The sequence below is a fragment of the Devosia rhodophyticola genome (assembly GCF_028816475.1).
GTDB lineage: Bacteria > Pseudomonadota > Alphaproteobacteria > Rhizobiales > Devosiaceae > Devosia > Devosia rhodophyticola.
On the sequence record NZ_CP118247.1, the window covers coordinates 355,117 to 373,629 of the forward strand.

The following is an 18,513-nucleotide window of genomic DNA, read 5'->3' on the forward strand; positions in this document are numbered from 1 at the left end:
ACCAAGTCCGATAAAGAAGGCTGTCAATGCTCGCTTATGTCATCCGACGCATTCTTATCCTGATACCCATGGCACTGGTCATCAGTTTCCTGGTTTATCTTGGGCTTGAGCTTACGCCGGGCGATGCCGTTTCCCATATGATCAGCCCCGAAATGATGGCCAGCATCAGCGCCGAGCGACTGGACGCGTTGCGGGAGTCGCTGGGACTGGAGCAACCTTTTTTCGTGCGCTACTGGATCTGGCTGCAAGGCATGTTGCAGGGCAATTTCGGTTATAGCACCGCCGGTGGTGTCTCAATTCACACCATTCTATCGGATCGACTACCGGCTACGCTGGAGCTGTCGGCCGTGGCGCTGCTGTTCTCAACAATTTTTGGATGTGTGCTTGGCGTTATCAGCGCTTTGAAGCGCGGCTCGACCACTGACAACGTGCTGACCGTCACCGGTATGCTGGGCGTGTCGGTTCCTGAATTTTTCTTTGGCCTCGTGGCCATATTGATCTTTGCCTTGAAACTACAATGGCTGCCGGTCGGGGGGCGTCTTCTGCCCGGATATGACAGCTATTGGGACCATGTTCCCCATGTCATCATGCCGGCGCTGGTGCTGTCGATCATGATGACGGCGGGGGTGATGCGCTATGCACGCTCCTCGATGCTGGATGCATTGAGCAAGGAATATATCAAGACCGCCCGCAGCAAAGGCCTTCCCGAATGGCGGGTCAATCTGTTGCACGGATTTCGGGTGGCTCTGACCCCGGTCATTGTCTTGATCGGCTTTAGACTGCCAGTTCTGATCGGCGGGTCGGTTATTATTGAACAGGTCTATCAATGGCCCGGCGTGGGGAGTGAATTCATCTCGGCTGTGCGTTCGCAGGACTATCCGCTGGTGATGATGATTGCGCTATTGTCAGTCATGGCGGTGCTTACCGCCAGTCTGCTGGTGGACATCCTGACAGCTCTGATCGATCCGCGCGTGAGGTTGGACAAATGAGCGTGACCCACGATAGCGGCCGCAAGAAAAACCACCTTGATCGACAGTTCGACCTGATTCGTCGACGCGAGGAAGCGGGCGAGCTTTCCAACCCCAAGGGCTACCGCTTTGCCCGTAAGTTCCTGAGCAACCGCCTGGCTGCTTTTGGGTTGGTTGTCTTTACTCTTATTGTGCTGGTTTCGGTTTTGGCCCCGCTGCTGACGCCGTATAATCCGCGAGCAATCGATCTGCGCAACATATTGAAACCACCCACCTGGGAGCACTGGTTTGGCACTGACAAAGTAGGGCGCGATCTGTTCACTCGGGTTCTTTATGGCGGGCAGATTTCCATTCTGGTTGGATTAGGCAGCGCCCTGGCATCCGCGGTGGTTGGGGTGCTCGTTGGTTGCTACACTGGATATGTGGGTGGTTGGCGCGATGCGCTCGCCATGCGCGTATCAGAAATATTCATGTCGTTTCCCCAAATTATCCTGGTGTTATTGCTGGTCGCCATTCTTGGGCAGTCGCTCTCCAATTTGATCATCATATTCATCCTCACGGGTTGGGGCGGCATCTATCGGCTGGCCCGAGCGCGTATGCTGTCGCTGCGCGAGGAGGAATATGTGCAGGCGTTGCGCAGCTTCGGGCTGAGTACGCCGATCATTTGCTACAAGCACATCCTGCCCAACGCTCTGGGGCCGATTATGGTCAACATTACGCTGAGCACTGCGGCCTTCATCCTGGCTGAAGCGGGGCTCAGCTTTCTCGGCCTTGGGGTGCCGCTCGACATCCCGACCTGGGGCAATATTCTTAATGTGGCGCAGGACTTGCGCATTCTGGAGAATAACTGGTGGGTCTGGCTGCCAGTGGGAATCGTGATTTCGCTGTTCGTGCTCAGCGTCAACTTCATCGGAGATGGCCTACGCGATGCTACCGATCCAACGCAGCAAGGGTGATGCCATGAACGAACATCAAGACGTCGCCCTGAGCGTCAAGAACTTGAAGACCTTTTTTTACACCAACAAGCGCTGCAACAAGGCGGTCAATGGTGTGTCGTTCGACATCAAGAAGGGCAAGACGCTGTGCATCGTTGGGGAGAGTGGTTGCGGCAAGAGTGTGACGGCTTCCACCATCATGCAGTTGCTGCCAACTTTGTCCCGCATCGAAGAGGGTGAGATTACCTATCATTCCGAGCACGGCGATATCAGGATCGATCAGCTCGAGCGCAACGGCGAAAAAATGCGCTCCATTCGCGGCTCCGAAATTGCGATGATTTTTCAGGACCCGATGACGGCGCTCAACCCGGTTTACACAATCGGATTTCAGATATCGGAAAGCCTCAAATATCATACCGACCTGTCGCGCTCGCAATACAGAACCCGAGCAATAGAGCTGCTGCGGGACATGGGCATTTCCCTGCCCGAGAGCCGGGTCGACGACTATCCACACAGCTATTCCGGCGGCATGCGCCAACGCGCCATGATTGCCATGGCCATGTCGTGCAGCCCCAAAATTTTAATCGCCGACGAACCCACGACCGCGCTGGATGTGACCATTCAGGCGCAAATATTTGAGCTTATGGACAAGCTCAAGAAAGAGCACGGCACCGCCATCATGCTGATCACCCATGACATGGGCGTGGTCGCCGAACTCGCCGACGAAGTGGCGGTCATGTATATGGGCAACATCGTGGAAGCGGGCACTGTCGATGAGGTGCTACGCAATCCCACGCATCCCTATACGCGCGCCCTGCTCGCCTCCATTCCGGTCCTCGGCAAGGGCAAGAACCAGAATGTCGAGGCAATTCCGGGTTCAACGCCTGATCCATACGACCGCCCCAAAGGGTGTCAATTCGCAGATCGGTGTGCCTATCGCATAGCAGCTTGCGACGTCATGCCAGACGAAACGCAAATAGGGTCGACCCATCGGGTCATGTGCTGGCGTCATGAAGAGGTTGGTGCCAATGCAGCAGAATAAGGATGTCATTCTCAAACTGCGTGATCTGAAGGCGCACTTCCCCGTCAAAGCGGGCGTCTTCAAACGGACAGTGGGCCATGTCAAAGCCGTCGATGGCGTTGATCTGGACATTTATCGCGGCGAGGTGCTGGGCGTCGTTGGTGAAAGCGGCTGCGGAAAGACCACGCTGGGCAAGGCCATTTTGCGACTGGTTGAATCGAGCGAAGGCCAGGTGATCTATTGCTCAGACGACGAGCAGAGGGACCTTACAACACTGGATAATGAGGGCATGGTGCCCTATCGCAAGAAATTGCAGATCGTCTTTCAAGATCCGCATTCCTCACTAAATCCGGCCTTCACAATTTTTGGTTCGCTGGAAGATCCGCTCAAGAAGTACGGAGTGAAATCACGGGCCGAGCGCCGCAAGATCATCGGCGACCTGCTTGAAGCGGTGAACATGCGCCCCGAATATATGGATCGCTATCCCCATGAGTTTTCAGGCGGCCAACGTCAGCGCATTGGCATTGCGCGCGCGCTCAGCATTGGGCCAGAGCTCATCGTTTGCGATGAGGCTGTCAGCGCGCTTGATGTATCAATTCAGGCGCAGGTGCTGCAATTGCTAATGAAGCTGAAGCAGGAAAAAAACCTGACCTATGTTTTCATTACCCACGATCTGAGCGTGACCGAATATATCTGCGACCGGATCGCGGTGATGTATCTCGGGCGGGTGGTCGAATTGTGCGACTCCGAAGAATTATACAACCATACGCTGCACCCCTATACCAGGGCGCTGTTGTCAGCCGTACCAGTGGCCGATCTGGACAAGCAGACGGACCGGATCGTGCTCGAGGGCGATGTACCCAGCCCGGTCAACCCGCCAAGCGGTTGTCCGTTCCACCCACGCTGCCAAAGCGCCATCGAACGATGCAAGACCGACGTCCCCAAGCTCAAGCGCTATGAGGTGGATGGTAGAGACCATTTTGCCTCCTGCCATCTGGTCGATCTTCCCGAGGCGGTCTGAGCGCCCTACCCCACCCACAATGAAATCTTTCGCGACTATTTCTTTCCCGGAGTTGGAAATGCCTGCTTTCAAATTAAGCGATATCACCGGTGTGATCCCGGCCCTGATTACCCCATTCGATGAAAATGAGGCTTTTGACGAGAAGCGGATGCGGGCGTGCGTGCGCTTCCTTTTGGCGCGCAAGGTGGATGGATTTTATCTGACCGGCAGCACCGGGGAAACGTTTCTGATGTCGCCTGAAGAGCGCAAGCGGGTTGTCGAGGTAGTGGTGGATGAAGTGGCGGGGCGCGTGCCCGTCATGGCCCATATCGGCGCCATCGGCACGCATTTGTCGATTGATCTGGCCCAGCATGCACAGAAAACCGGTGTTGATGCACTATCGTCGGTGCCACCGTTCTACTGGTCATTTCCACAGCATGAGGTGCTCGGTTATTATGCTGACCTAACCGCATCCACCGATCTGCCGATGATCGTTTACAATGTGCCATTGGCCGGGCTGTTCGGCTTTGACATGATCGCCAAACTGGCACAGATCAAGGGCGTTGAGGGGATCAAATATACCGCTCCGACTCAGTTTGAAATTATGCGGATCAAGGCCGAAATCAGCAAAGAGTTCGTAGTCTATTCGGGCGCCGATGAAATGGCGATGTCGGGGCTGTCGTTTGGCGCGGATGGCATAATCGGATCGCTCTACAATCTGATGCCAGAATTGTTCATTGGCATTCGCGACGCAATCGCCACCAAAGATCTCGGCAAAGCGCAGGCGTTGCAGGAAACGGCGAACGCCATCATTTTCTTTGGGGCAAGCCGCGGCCTAATGGCGGTGATCAAGCGGGGCATGGCATGGCAGGGCGCGGATGCTGGCTATTGCCGTCGGCCGTTCTCAAACTACTACGATCCCGAGGCCGAAGAGGCGCTCAAAAATGAATTCCGCCTTCTCAAGAAAGAGCGAAACCTTGTGGGCGTCAAATTCCTCGACGCGATTTGACGAAACCGGCTTCTGAATTCAACTGACCGCCTACTCTTACGGGCTCCCACCATGTGCCGGGCGGTCATTTAGTTCTCTGATTGACTAATATCATGTTATTAGTATAACCATATATTATATGAAGCTTGGGAGGGTCAGTTGGGGAGCGGACAAGAGCTTTGGAAACGCGCCAAGTCGGTGATTGCCGGCGGCAACATGCTGCTCTCCAAACGCCCGGAGATGTTTTTACCCGAATTTTGGCCCGCCTATTTTTCAAAAGCCAAAGGGTGCCGGGTTTGGGATCTCGACAACACTGAATTCATCGACATGGGCTTCATGTCCGTGGGCACCAATACCTTGGGTTATGGCCACCCTGAAGTCGATGATGCAGTCAGGCGGACAGTGGATCTGGGCAATATGTCCACACTCAATGCCCCCGAAGAGGTGGCATTGGCGGAACGCCTGATCAAAATGCACCCATGGTCAGACATGGCCCGATTTGCCAGAACCGGCGGCGAGGCCAATGCGATTGCCATACGCATTGCGCGCGCTGCAACAGGACGCGACAATGTGGCGATCTGCGGCTACCACGGTTGGCACGACTGGTATCTTGCAGCAAATCTTGGCGACAGCGAAAAGCTGGCGGGTCATTTGTTGCCCGGCCTCAATCCCAATGGTGTGCCGCACGAGTTGGCAGGCAGCACCATACCGTTCAACTACAATGATTTCGATCAGCTCGAACAGATCGTGCGCACCCAAAATCTTGCCGCCATCAAGATGGAAGTGATGCGCAATCATGCCCCTGAGAACAACTTCCTGCAGCGCGTCCGCGATTTATCCAGGCAGTTTGGCGTGGTTCTGATACTAGACGAGTGCACTTCAGGATTTCGGCAGGAATTTGGCGGCCTGCATAAGGGATTTGGGATCGAGCCCGACATGGCCGTGTTCGGCAAGGCTTTGGGCAACGGCTACGCGGCGACGGGCGTTATTGGCCGCCGCGCCATCATGGAAGCCGCCCAAAACACGTTCATCAGCAGCACCTTCTGGACGGAGCGCATCGGCTCCGCTGCCGCATTGGCTACGCTTGACGTAATGGAGCGGGAAAAGTCCTGGGAGGTCATTACAAGAACGGGCGAAGCGGTAACGCGAGGCTGGCATGCAATGGCTGCCCGACATGGAATTTCCATCAAGACCAGCGGTCTGGCCGCACTGACCAGTTTTGCATTCGAAGGCCCCAATGGGTTGGCCTACAAGACACTGATTACGCAGGAATTGCTGGACAAAGGTTACCTCGCGGGCACCAGTTTTTATGCCAGCATCGCGCACACACCAGACATTATAGATGACTATTTCACAGCGCTCGACTCCGTGTTTTCCCTGATCGCCGAATGCGAGAACGGGCGCGATGTCATGGGGCTACTCAAGGGACCTGTTTGCCACAGTGGCTTCAAGCGCTTGAATTAGCGGGGAGTATTCAATGCATATCGAGCCAATCAACCAAGAGGGCCTCGGCGATCTGGCCTTGCTGCTTGGCGCACCCGAGGGGCAATATCGCGATGTGCCGGAGGTATATGACCATGACGGGACGCCGGGTCAGTTCGGCATGGCGATCCTTTGTCCGCCACAGGTTGAGGACGGACCCGTCCCGATATCAGCCGTGGAGCGACATCCGCATAGCGCGCAGACATTTTTTGCACTGAACGCCACGCGTTGGCTGGTTTGTGTCATGCCATCATTACCCGATGGCTCGCCCGACATTGCGAAGGCGCGCTGCTTTATGGCCGGGGTCGGCGATGCGGTTTGCATTGCTGCCAATGTCTGGCATGCAGGGCTGACGGCTCTGGATGCAAATGCCCGGATGGCCATGATGATGTGGCGCACCGATAGTGGCGAGGATGGCGTGCTGTTCCAGTTGGAAACACCCCTAACCTATTCCCTTTAGGAGAACAGATCGTGGAAGAGCGGCAGGTTTATATTTCGGGCAAAATGGTGCCAGAGTCGCAGGCGCGGATTTCGATATTTGATAGTGCGGTCATGCTCGGCGATACAGTGACCGAGTCAACACGCACCTTCGGCCACGTGCCGTTCAAGCTCGAGGAGCATATCGAGCGGCTCTACAAATCCTTCAAGGTCACCCGGATCGACCCGCAGTGCACCGCAGATACCATGTTGAAAATTACCCAAGACGTGCTGGCGGCGAACCTGGGCCTAATGGGGCCCGGCGATGATTGCTGGATCGTTCATAATGTTTCGCGTGGTTTGGCGATTGCAGGGGCTGATCCTACGGTGCAGCTGGGTTCTGCAACGGTCATGATTTTCACCCAGGCAATGAATCTCTTGCCGTGGGCGGACTATTACACCGGTGGGTGCCACGCGGTAACACCAATGAGCCGCGCCGTCCCCTCCCAATCACTCGATGCCCGGATCAAGAACCGCAGTCGCATGGCCTACACATTGGCTGAAATGGAAGCCAAACTGGTCGACCCTCTGGCGCAAAGCGTCATTCTGGACGTGCATGGCAATGTCGCTGAAAACAAGGGCGGAAACATTTTTTTGGTGTCAGACGGAGTGCTCAAAACGCCGACCACCGCAAATTGTCTGGCCGGTCTGAGCCGTCAGGTCGCGCTCGACCTGGCCCGCGATCTTGGCATTCCTGCCGTAGAAACGATCCTGCAGCCTTACGATCTGGCAACGGCCGATGAGGTGTTCTTCACCAGCACCCCCTACTGCATCATGCCAGCGACTCGCTTTAACGGAATGCTCGTTGGGGATGGCACCGTGGGGCCGATCACCAAACGTCTGCTGCAAGCCTGGAGCGAATTGGTCGGGCTCGACATTGCTGGTCAGGCGCAAGCACAACGGGCAGCATCCTAGCCCCGACCGGGCGGGTTTATGGCTCCCTCAAGCTTTCGTCCAGGCCCCGGATGAGTGGATAGAGGAAATACGAGATGACGCTTCGTTCGCCTGCATGAATTTCTGCGGCGACGGTCATGCCCGGCAACATACGAAAAGTTGCTGGAACATTGCGCAGTTCGTCCTCGCCGAGCGCTATGCGAACCTTATAGAAAGCGGCACCCCCGGCCTGGTCGGCATTGGCCTGCTTGGCGAACGAGTTTTCGCTGATAGAAGTCACGTGGCCTTCCACTGTTCCATGTTTCTGGAAGGGGAAAGCATCGAACTTGATGCGGGCCGCATCGCCAGTTGTGAGGTGACCGATGTCATTACCGGCCACACTTACTTCAACCTCCAGCGGAACATTCAGCGGCACCAACGTAATCAAGGGCTCAGCCGGTTGCACGACAGAGGCGACGGATCGCTGGGCGACTTCGAGTACGGCGGCGTCGGCTGGGGCAATCAATCGCGACATTGCGGTGCGCAGATCCACCTTGCGCAATTCCTCGCTGGCCCCGGATTGCCTGTCCATCAAGTCAACCAGTTCTTCCATGGCAACGCGGCGGTACTCCTCGACAAAATTCTGACGTTCGGCCCGCGTCTGCTCGATTTGCTGGGCCGCCTCAGCGGCCTGCCCGCGCACCTGGGTCAATGTAACCTCAATGTCCAGACTGACATCACGGCTTTGCAGAAACGTCAGGCGCGATCCGTTACCGGAGTCTGCGAGCGTTGAATACATGCTCTGGATTTCCTGCAAACCGGCCAGCCGATCTCCAAGCGTTTGCTCCTCCGATTTCGTCTTGTCGATCACCGCCTGACCATGAGCAATCTGGGCGTCGAAGTCGGCAAGGCGTGAGTTGTAGGCGGCGAGCCGCTGCGCCGCCAATTGCCCCTGCATACGTGCCTCGGGGGAAGAGCCGAGCGGGGGTTGGTAGAGGCTGTTGTCCAATTCGGCCTCAATACGGGCAATCTGTGCCTTGAAACCATCCAGCTTGGCTTGCAACTGCCCGGTGTCGGCAGAGGCAAATGTCGGATCGAGGGTGGCCAACAATTGGCCCTTGCTTACGATGTCACCCGCCTTGACGTTCATTTGACGAATGATCGAAGTTTCAAGGGGTTGCATGACCAAGGTTGGCTCGCTGGTGGTCAATTTTCCGGTCGCCACCACGATTTCGTCGAGCTGGGAAACACTGGCCCAATAGATGCCGCAGCCAATTGCCAACGCCACAAGGTAGAGCGTCATGCGCGCCGATATGGGGGCGACGCTCTTCGAGCGCGATGGCGTCACTCTGAAACTCGGATACCGTGGCGGTCTTTACCGGTTCCACCAGTTTGACTTCGGGCTTTTTCTTGGGTGGCTTGACCAGCCTTGGTTTTCTTTGCGGTGCACTCATCCGACTAGCTTCATCTGCTGGTTCCACAACTGCCGGTAGGTTGTGCATCGCGATACCAATTGGCCATGAGGGCCGACGTCGACCAGACGGCCGCGGTCAACGACGAGAATGTTGTCGGCGTCGGTGAGCATCGACAGTCGATGGGAAACGATTACAACGGTTCGGCCTGCGGCGATCCCTTTGATACTGCGTTTGACGATGGCCTCGCTCTCCGGATCGAGCGCACTGGTCGCTTCATCAAGGATCAATATTCTGGGGTTGGTCACCAGTGCTCTGGCGATTGAAAGACGCTGGCGCTGGCCACCAGAGAGATTTTCAGCCCCCTCCTCGATCAACGTGTCGTAGCCGCGTTGCATTTGTTCGATGAACTCGACAGCCCCGGCAAGCTTTGCCGCCTGTACGATTTCTTCAAAAGTTGCGTCTGGCTTGGCGGCGGCGATATTTTCGCGCACCGTGCCACGGAACAGGAAATTGTCCTGCAACACGACACCAACGCTGCGGCGCAGATGGTTGAGATCAAGCTCGCGCACATCATGCCCACCAATGCGGATAAGCCCTTGCTGGACGGGATAAAGGCCCTGGATCAGACGTGTAATCGTGCTTTTTCCTGAACCGCTACGGCCCACCACGCCGAACACACTGCCCGCCGGGATTTCAAAGGACAATTCATCAAGGGCGAAGGCACCGTCCTGCCGATAGCGGAAGGCGACGTCTTCAAATTCAATGGAGCCGGATATTTCGGGACGCAGTCCTTCAGTACGGCCGGCGCGTTCGACCTTCTGGTTCATCACTTCACCAAGCATGCGAACCGACAGAGCCACTTCCTGATATTCGTGGACCATGGTGACAATCTGCACCAGCGGTCCGGAAACCCGGCCCGCCAGCATATTAAAGGCGATAAGCGCGCCGACGGTCATTGACCCGTCAAATACAAACAGTGCCCCGACGCCAATGATTGCAACGGCCATCAGCTTTTCGAGAAGCCCGGTGACTGCCTGGGCGGTGATCGAGATGGTTTCGACCTTGAAACGCGTGGTGATGGTTTGGGCTGATCGATCATCCCAGACGCGGCGCTGCAATGGCTCCATCGCCAGTGATTTAAGGGTGCGGATGCCGTGGACCGTTTCAACCAGTAGTCCCTGCCGTCCGCCTTCGGCCGCATAAAGAGCGGCGAGGCGCTTGCGAAAGGGGGCGACCAACATGGCCACCACCAGCCCGATCAGCGCGCTAAAGCCCAGCACGATCATGGCGAGTGCCGGGCTATAAAGCATCAGCACCGGCACAAAAACCAATAGTGACAGTGCATCAAGCAAGGTCAGAAACAGGCGGCCAGTAAGGAACTCACGGATGCGGCTTGATTGCTGCATATGTTTGACCAGAACACCCGCCGATGCCTGCTCAAAAAAGGAAATCGGCAGGTCCAGCAGGTGCCGGAACGTGCGCGTAGCAACCCGGATATCGATGCGATTGGTAGCGTAAATCAGCAGATAGCGTCGCAAGAACACAAAGATGGCTTCAAACAGCAATGCGATCCCGACACCAACCGCCAGCACCATCAGGGTGGTGTAGCTTTGGTGAACAAGCACCTTGTCGATGACCAGTTGGAAGAAGATCGGCGTTGCCAAACCCAGCGCATAGAGAAACAGGGCGGCAATGGCTACGTCGATGAACAGGCGACCCTGATGCATGATCTCGGGCACGAACCAACGGAAGCCAAAGGGCTGTTCGGGATCGGTGATGCCGAAACTGCGTTTGACCAACAGCAATTGGCCGCGCCAACGCTTGCTGAATTGGTCAAGACCAACACTGATTATACCGCCGGGCGCTTCGGCCAGGGGATCAAACAGGCGCAAGACGACGGCACCCTCCGGATCCGTTTCAGCGCCCAACACTGTAACCCAGTTGCCGTTTTCAAGCCGGGCAAGCGCGGGATAGGCTTGGCCCAGGCGTAGGATGGTTTTCCGATTTACCTTGGTGCGCCGGGCCTTTAACCCCGCGTCGCGGGCCATGCGGAGCATCAGGTCAAGACCTATGCCCTCGTCGCGGATGGCATAGTCCGCAATCAAACTTGCAGCGCTGGTATCAATGCCGTGGTGGCGCAATGTAGCCGCCAGGCACTCAGGCCCGGTTTGGGGTTTGTCTTCCATGGTGACGCAGTACTCTTACTCGAAATTCGGGGACCCATTGCGACTTGCTGTGCCATTTGGCTGGACGCCCTTTGCGGGGACCACGATGTTTTCTGCGTTGGTGTCTGTGCGGTGAATTGCGCCGGCTTCGATCAGGCCATTCATAGCTTTTTGCAGTACATCAAAACTGTTGGCGAAGCCCTCAAGGGACATAATTACACGCTGACGATGCTCGGGCGCCGGCTGGCCGGTATCATCCCGCTGCGTTGCTGACAGGCTCACAAGATCTATACGTACAACTGTTCCGGTGACCGTGATTTCGCCGATGGCATCAGCATAAAGTTCGTCTCGCATAATATAACCCCTTGGTACGCGCTGGCACTAGGACGCCAGCTGTCCGTTAAAAATCACATCGACATAATAATTGGAGGCATTGTAGCTACTGGTCGGGAAGGCACTGGCGCCGCCGTAGGCATAGAGCCCATTGCCGCCGCTTGAGGCGCTGGAAGGCGCGGTCAACGGACCTGCGGTGGCGGCGGAGCCAAAGCCGTTTGGCGTTGCCGAATAGAAACCATCGGTATGATAGGAAGCAACGTAGGTTGTATTGGCATCTATGGCGATTGGCGACGCAAAGGACGCCGTCTGCCAGCCGCTTGCCGTTTCGTTCTGGAAGGTGAGCGTTCCGAGCGCGGTGCCCGAGGCGCTCCACAGGGTTCCGGTGTGCGTGCCGGTGTTCTGCTGTCCCTTGTAGAACTTCAGGCCAGTAATCGTTCCGGCTTCGGAACTGGTGAATTTCATCCCCAACTCAACCCCGTTTGGATCGTTGACCGAGGGCATTGTGGGAGCGGACGCAGTGGAGAACAGCGACACGCCGGTTGCCGCTGCTGCGACGTTGAGGGAAACGCTGGCTGACGAGCTACCGCCACGGCCATCCGATATGGAATAGGTAAAGCCTGCTGTCCCCGAAAAATCAGTTGCTGGGGTAAAGTTTACGGTGTTGGTTTGCGCATCGAAGGCGACAGTCCCATTGGTGGGCGCGCTTACGCCGGTGATCGACAGTGGGTCGCCATTGGCGTCGGTGTCGTTGGCCAGAAGATTGGAGGCCGCAATCTGCAGCGTGGCATTACGCTGGGTGGTGTAGCCGCTGTCGTTGCTGGCGACGGGCGCCGTGTTGGCGGCTTGCTCGTAATAAACATCCACCCAATAGTTGGTCGCATTGTAGGTATTGGTCGGAAACAAGGTTCCCGAGCCATAGGCGTAAAGACCATTGCCATTGTTGGTGGTGCTTTGCGGCGCCGACAGAACGCCGTTGTTGGTGGCTGTATTGAAATAGCCGGAGTTGGCAGCGTAATAGCCGCTGTCGGTATGGTAGGACACAATATAGCTGGTGCCGCTCGAAACCGCGATTGGGCTGCTGAAACTTGCCGACTGCCAGCCGGAGGCGGATTCGTTGCTAAACGTTACGTTGCCCAGTTGTGTGCCCGTTGCCGACCACAGTGTACCGGTATGGGGGCCGACGTTTTGCGCACCCTTGTAGAACCGCATACCACTGATTGTGCCGGCTGAGGCGACGGTGAATCTCATTCCCAGTTCAACCGAGCTTGGATCATTTACGGAGGCCGCAGCAGGTGTCGCATCGGTTGCGAATAGACCACTGCCTGACGGCGGCAACGTTACCGATAGCGTCACATCGGCAGACGATATGCCGCCACGACCGTCTGAGATCGCGTATGTAAAGCTGGCCGGGCCGGTATAATTGGCGGTCGGCGTGAAGGTGACAATATTATTCTGAGCGTTAAAGCTGACAGTACCGTTTTGAGCGGCGCTCACACCGGTAATGGTCAGCGGATCGCCGTCAGGGTCGGTGTCATTGGCCAGAAGCGATGCGGCGCCAATTTGGGCTGCAGCGTCACGCATCGTGGAAAATCCGGTGTCCCCAGTCGCCGTAGGTGCATTGTTGGGCGCCGCTTCAACGGTCAACCCGACCGTCGCGCTGGCAGTGCCACCGCGTCCGTCCGAGATGGCGTAGACAAATGATGCAGCACCCGAATATCCAACTGTTGGCGTGAACAGAACGGTATTGGTCTGGGCATCGAAACTGGCAACGCCGTTTACAGCGCCGCTGACACCTGTCACAGAAATCGGATCGGCATCGGGGTCATTGTCATTTGCAAGCAAGGCCGCTGCTGCCAGGGTCAATGCGGTATTGCGCGGCGTGGTGTATCCGCTATCCGCATTGGCAATGGGCGCCTGGTTGGGGCTGACGGTCGAGGTCATCAGGACGTCGACCCAGTAATTTGATGCGTCAAACGTGCTGACAGGGAACAGATTGCCATTGCCATAGGCATATACGCCATTGCCTGCAGCCGGCGCCGTCAGCAGGCCACTGACCTTGTCGGTAGTGAAATAGTTTGGCGTCAACGCATAATTGCCGTTGCTGTGGAAGCTGGCGACATAAGTTGTTCCAGACGAAATCGGCACCGGATTTGAGAAGTTTAGCGTTTGCCAGCCGCTCGCAGTTTCATTGGCGAAGGTTGCCGTTGCAAGCAGTGTACCCGTGCTGGACCAGAGTGAACCTGTGTGAGTGCCGGTATCGGTGGCGCTTTTGAAATATTTGATACCCGTGATCGCCCCACCCGCTGAGGCAACAAATTTGACACCCAGATTGACCTGGGATGGATCGTTGCTGCCCAGAACAGAAGGGGTGTCGCTGGGGCTAAACAGTGAACTGGTGCTGACCGAGGCTGCAACATCCATGTTGACCGCAGCTGAACCAACGCCACCGCGACCATCAGAGATTGCATAGTTGAAGGATGCCGGGCCGGTGTATCCGGCATTCGGGGTAAAGGTGACGGTTTGAGCTTGCTGATCAAAGCTAACGGTTCCACCGGCGGCGTTGCTCACGCCGGTCAATATCAGCGGGTCGTTATTCGGGTCGGTATCGTTGCTCAGCAGCGTGCTAGTTGCGAATGTGATGGCCGTATCGCGCGCCACCAGAAACCCATTATCATTTTGGCCGACGGGAGGCTCGTTGGGCGTCGGGACGCCGCTGAACACCACATCGACCCAGTAATTTGCCCCGCCGCCTGACTGGGTAGGTAGCGCATTCGTGCTGGAATAGGTGTAGACGCCGTCCGAAAGCGTCAGTGGTCCGCGCGTTTGTGGCGTTGCAAAGAAATCGGGCGTGATCGCGTACCCGACCCGGCCAAAGAAGCTGGCGACATAGGTTGTTCCAGCCGTGATGGTCACGGGCGAGTCGAATATAACTGTCTGCCAACCGCTTTGCGTTTCGTTCTGGAACGATGCCGAACTCAGCAATGTGCCGGTTGAAGTCCAAAGTGAGCCAATGTGTTCACCGGCGTTTCCGACGCCTTTGTAGTAGCGCACGCCAACAATTTCGCCCGACTGGCTGGCGCTGAACGTCACACCAATATTGACTGGGACACTGTCGCTGGAAAATGACTCTGCAGGGACTTCATTGGGTCCAAAGAAGAGGTCAGCGCCGCCCTGATCTACATTGACGGTTAAACCGGCGCCGGGGACTTCAAGATTGATGCTGTCATCGACGGCACGGGTGAGGATGGTATATTCGCCGCCCACGATCGGGGTCCAGCTATAGGTCCAGTTATCATAGCCGGTGGCCCGGTGCCAGCTTGCACCGTTGTCCGTCGACACTTCAACGACAGCCACCCAGCCACCGCCGGCGTCAGTCGCTGTGCCGGTAATCGTCAAGGTTTCGGCGGCAGTCAGGCCTGCGGCGCCGGTTGGCGAGGTGATAACCGTTGTGGGAGCCTGGTTGTCCGTGCTCTGGCTGGCAACCGCCAGGCTTTGCATCAGGGTGGCGGGCTGAACACCCATATCGGCGAACAGGTTGATCATCGCCTGTTGCACGTTGGGATCAGTTGGCGTGGTTTCCAAATCGTGGTTGGCATCAAGGCCCCAAGCCCAATAGACCGACCCTGCCCCGAAAACCAAGGCGCCGCTTGGGGCGCGATAAAGTGTCAGACTATGATTTGAATTGCCCGGTCCAACCGTATTGCCATAGTCAAGCAGCTTGGAATCTACATCAATGGATGTATAGGAAAGCGGCACCAGGCCTGCAGGGCGAAAACCGTTGTCGACGTCGGAATCCCATTCATAGCCGAGCAGATTTTGGGTGAGGGTATAGACTTCACCGGGCTGAAGATCGGCCACCGCTGTATTGGTCCAGAAGCGGAATTTGGACATATCGTAGGGCACATCGATAGCGTCGAGCCGGTAGGAGTCGACGGTAAACATCGTGCCGGTCAGTGCATTTTCGGGGTTACCCGAGCCTAGCAACGGGTCGCGCCAGGTTGAGGTCGTCCCGTTCGCGTCTATATCGGCATTGTCCCAGATTTCCTTGTAGGAAACCAAGGTCTTGTAGGGCGTTCCGGTGCCGTCGATACTTGGTTCCCAGCGGGTTTCCCAGTAAACTTCATTACCACTCCAGAAGGAGAGGTTTACCCCGGCGTCGCGCGCAGCTTCAACATTGGTGCGCTGATCGGCCGACCAATATTCATCGTGGCCAACGGAGAGAAAAATCTTGCTGTTCAGCAATTGGGCCGCATTGGAAGCGGTATCAATGCCCGAGATATAATTGACGTCATAGCCATTCTGCTCAAGAAAGCGGATGGCCGGATACTCGACGCCGAAGATGAAATCTTGCGGCCCGGAAGCAAAGCCGCCGTCGCGGGTTATGATGGGGCGATTATAGCTGACGGCGCTCGCACGTCCGGCATGGCCACCTTCGTCAACGCCACCATAAAAGTTGTAACCGCCCCACCAGTTGTAGGCCTGCCAGCTGGTATCAGAGGTCTGGAAAGTAATATCACTCGGTGCTTCGTCATCGCGCACGATAAAAGGAATGATGTTCGCGCCACCTGAGCCATCAAACCGGGTCATCCGCGCAAAATAGATGCCCGAGACGGCCTCCTGAGGGATGTCCCAAGAAGCAGTGACGTTCCAGTTACCGGCATCCACCAGCTTGGTGGTCGGATCAAAAATAGGGACCGGCTGGGTCGCGGCGGAACTCAGGTTCTTGTCGATGGACCCAACCAGGCGCGCACCATCGCCGCCATAATAGCCAAGGCGATAGATGTCGATGCGGTAGTTGGTAGAATCGGTATCGATTTTGAAGTTGACCGTTTGGCCGTGGTTGATTGTGAACTGCTCGGCAAAGCCTTCGATGCTGGCGTCGCCGGCATCGATCATCCAGACGCTTTCTGGCGTGCCCTGCTTCTGGTTCTCCAATACGATCGGATTTACAAGATTGGCTTCACTCAGCAGCGGCACATTGGTGGTGCTGTCGGCGGAAGGTTCAAAATATACGGGATCGCCATATTCCTCATCTTCGTCGTGTGAGCCGCCTGCGGCATCTGACGAGGTCGCGCCCGATATCCAGCCCGCTTTCCATTCTGCCAAAGTCGGCCCACCAGATTCCGTTCCAGTATCGACCGGCGGAGGGTTATCTGTGTTTCCCGGTGGGTTGGGCGTTTGGCCCGGTGAGGTTGGTGTGTGTTCATGCCATGGGTGATGGCCCGCCCATTTCCCGGGCTCCCCCATTTTGCTGCGGGGGGCTATATTGATGATGGTGGGAAGCAAACCAGGACGCGGGCGTTGAATTGGTCGGCGCGCCGTCCGACGTCTCCGGCGAACCAGAAGCGTCAGAATCGTTGGATGGGAAAAAGTGGCTTTTGCCCGCTCCGAACATAAGGGCCGTGTGCCCCAGCTTTGCGACCAGCGTAGGTGCGTTGAGTCTATTATAGGAATTCGCCAGCGCGGCGGCCCACGGCGCGTTGGACCCATCGCCACGGAAATGGGAAATTGCCTTGGAGCGGGCGCTACCCTGCTGCCGATGTCGTGCCAGAAGTGCCGGCTGGACAGCCACGTTCTGGTACAATGTCGACTGGCCGCGAACTGTATTGCTGTAGGATTTCACGCGAGCCCCCGTATCTAAAGTTTCGAATACATTGGCACGGCAGACGGGGCACCGAAATCAATCGAAGGATTATTGCGGTACTAGTCCGTCAAGCAAAGTCGAATACTGGTTAATACCGAGGGCAACGTGGTCATTTCCAAATCGGCGCGCGCGCATGCATGGTTCTCGCAGATATATCGGCGATTTGAACTCACCTTTTCGTTGGCCAGCATGATTGAGCAATTGGCGTGTTCGGACTTCGAATAGATCATTGTGCTTAGCTGGATCGTCAAATATGAGGCAATGCGCCTAGAACGTCGCATAACCCTCTAACTCCATTGAGAAATTTTCACGCGGCCCCAGTGCTGCTAACCTTGACTGCGATGAATAAGATCAAGTGCCTGCACAGCAGGGACGCCAACGTCAGGCGGAGACATGTCGACTGAAACGATTGATACCGATCGCCAGATACAGGCAGTCCATGGGCGCCGCGCCATTGAGGATGACCCTCTGTTTGAAGTTGGATTGGCGGACTGGCTGCAGTCTGCCTATGGTGCAGAGGGACTCCAGGACGTCTATGCGCGCTTCGCGGTTGGCGACGGCAAACTGAATTTTCTGATGCGAAAGATGATCTGGAAAGGCGGGGCGCGCCGCTGCGGCCCGGGTTTGCAAGTGGCCAGTCAGGTCAGCTTCAAGCATCTGGAAACCTTTGAAATTGGGGCCAATGTATTCATTGGCGTCGGTGCCAATATTCAAGGCCGGTTTGATGGAACCTGCATTATTGGCAACCGGGTCTGGATCGGACCGCAGGCTTTCTTTGATGCCCGCAATCTGGTGCTTGGCGACAATGTAGGCTGGGGACCCGGCGCAAAGGTATTGGGCTCACAGCATACCGGGCTGCCGCTGAGTGAGCCTGTGATAGCAACTCAACTTGAAATTAAGCCGGTGCGCGTTGGCGCAGGTGCTGACATTGGCACTAATGCTACCATTTTACCGGGCGTAACGATTGGCGAGGGCGCAATCATTGGCGCTGGTGCGGTCGTGACGAGCGATATTCCCGCCTATGCCATAGCTGCGGGCGTACCGGCGCGGGTACTTCGGATGCGCCAGGATTTGGAATGAGGTTGTTGATGCGCTCGTCCAGGCAGCGCAATGGTCCCCAATTCCATCATATCGAGCTATGGGCCCCCAGAACTCGGGTTATTGCTACCCGAGAACAGAGCCTCAACAATAGAAGCTGGCAAGGATGGT

Annotated in this window: 13 protein-coding genes; 9 read left to right on the top strand and 4 right to left on the bottom strand. The window is 56.5% G+C overall.

Features of this window, described 5'->3' with window-relative positions; genetic code table 11:
* Window positions 1–26: 26 nt before the first annotated feature.
* From PSQ90_RS01745 to PSQ90_RS01780, 8 genes are all read left to right on the top strand, one after another.
* Window positions 27–989, top strand: coding sequence for an ABC transporter permease (locus tag PSQ90_RS01745; RefSeq protein ID WP_282211723.1), 963 nt, complete (start codon window positions 27–29; stop codon window positions 987–989).
* Window positions 986–1,924, top strand: coding sequence for an ABC transporter permease (locus PSQ90_RS01750; RefSeq protein ID WP_282211724.1), 939 nt, complete (start codon window positions 986–988; stop codon window positions 1,922–1,924). Before PSQ90_RS01745 ends, PSQ90_RS01750 begins: the two co-directional genes overlap by 4 nt.
* Before the next feature lie 4 nt (window positions 1,925–1,928).
* Entirely contained in the window at window positions 1,929–2,945 is a 1,017-nt protein-coding gene (locus tag PSQ90_RS01755; protein WP_282211725.1) for an ABC transporter ATP-binding protein, read from the top strand.
* Window positions 2,932–3,945 (top strand): ABC transporter ATP-binding protein, encoded by a 1,014-nt coding sequence (locus PSQ90_RS01760; protein ID WP_282211726.1) that lies wholly within the window; start codon window positions 2,932–2,934, stop codon window positions 3,943–3,945. Before PSQ90_RS01755 ends, PSQ90_RS01760 begins: the two co-directional genes overlap by 14 nt.
* A gap of 58 nt (window positions 3,946–4,003) precedes the next feature.
* Entirely contained in the window at window positions 4,004–4,933 is a 930-nt protein-coding gene (locus PSQ90_RS01765; RefSeq protein WP_282211727.1) for a dihydrodipicolinate synthase family protein, read from the top strand.
* A gap of 138 nt (window positions 4,934–5,071) precedes the next feature.
* Window positions 5,072–6,376 carry an aminotransferase class III-fold pyridoxal phosphate-dependent enzyme gene (locus PSQ90_RS01770; RefSeq protein WP_282211728.1) on the top strand — a complete coding sequence of 435 codons (1,305 nt, stop codon included), beginning with the start codon at window positions 5,072–5,074 and terminating at the stop codon, window positions 6,374–6,376.
* Window positions 6,377–6,389: 13 nt separating this feature from the next.
* On the top strand, window positions 6,390–6,854 hold the full coding sequence (locus PSQ90_RS01775) for an ureidoglycolate lyase (RefSeq protein WP_282211729.1): 465 nt from the start codon (window positions 6,390–6,392) through the stop codon (window positions 6,852–6,854).
* A gap of 11 nt (window positions 6,855–6,865) precedes the next feature.
* Window positions 6,866–7,786 carry an aminotransferase class IV gene (locus tag PSQ90_RS01780; RefSeq protein ID WP_282211730.1) on the top strand — a complete coding sequence of 307 codons (921 nt, stop codon included), beginning with the start codon at window positions 6,866–6,868 and terminating at the stop codon, window positions 7,784–7,786.
* 16 nt (window positions 7,787–7,802) lie between these two features.
* On the opposite strand, the gene PSQ90_RS01785 is transcribed toward PSQ90_RS01780, so the two are convergent.
* The 4 genes from PSQ90_RS01785 to PSQ90_RS01800 form a co-directional block, all read right to left on the bottom strand.
* Window positions 7,803–9,092 (bottom strand): HlyD family type I secretion periplasmic adaptor subunit, encoded by a 1,290-nt coding sequence (locus PSQ90_RS01785; RefSeq protein WP_282211731.1) that lies wholly within the window; start codon window positions 9,090–9,092, stop codon window positions 7,803–7,805.
* 102 nt (window positions 9,093–9,194) lie between these two features.
* Window positions 9,195–11,345, bottom strand: coding sequence for a peptidase domain-containing ABC transporter (locus PSQ90_RS01790; RefSeq protein ID WP_282211732.1), 2,151 nt, complete (start codon window positions 11,343–11,345; stop codon window positions 9,195–9,197).
* 15 nt (window positions 11,346–11,360) lie between these two features.
* Complete coding sequence (locus PSQ90_RS01795) at window positions 11,361–11,678, bottom strand: hypothetical protein (RefSeq protein WP_282211733.1); 318 nt, start codon at window positions 11,676–11,678, stop codon at window positions 11,361–11,363.
* 27 nt (window positions 11,679–11,705) lie between these two features.
* Window positions 11,706–16,766 (bottom strand): DUF4082 domain-containing protein, encoded by a 5,061-nt coding sequence (locus PSQ90_RS01800; protein WP_282211734.1) that lies wholly within the window; start codon window positions 16,764–16,766, stop codon window positions 11,706–11,708.
* 931 nt (window positions 16,767–17,697) lie between these two features.
* On the opposite strand from PSQ90_RS01800, the gene PSQ90_RS01805 reads away from it, so the two are divergent.
* The gene (locus PSQ90_RS01805) at window positions 17,698–18,384 is read left to right on the top strand and encodes an acyltransferase (protein WP_282211735.1); all 687 of its coding nucleotides are present in this window, start codon (window positions 17,698–17,700) and stop codon (window positions 18,382–18,384) included.
* The last annotated feature ends 129 nt before the right edge of the window (window positions 18,385–18,513 follow it).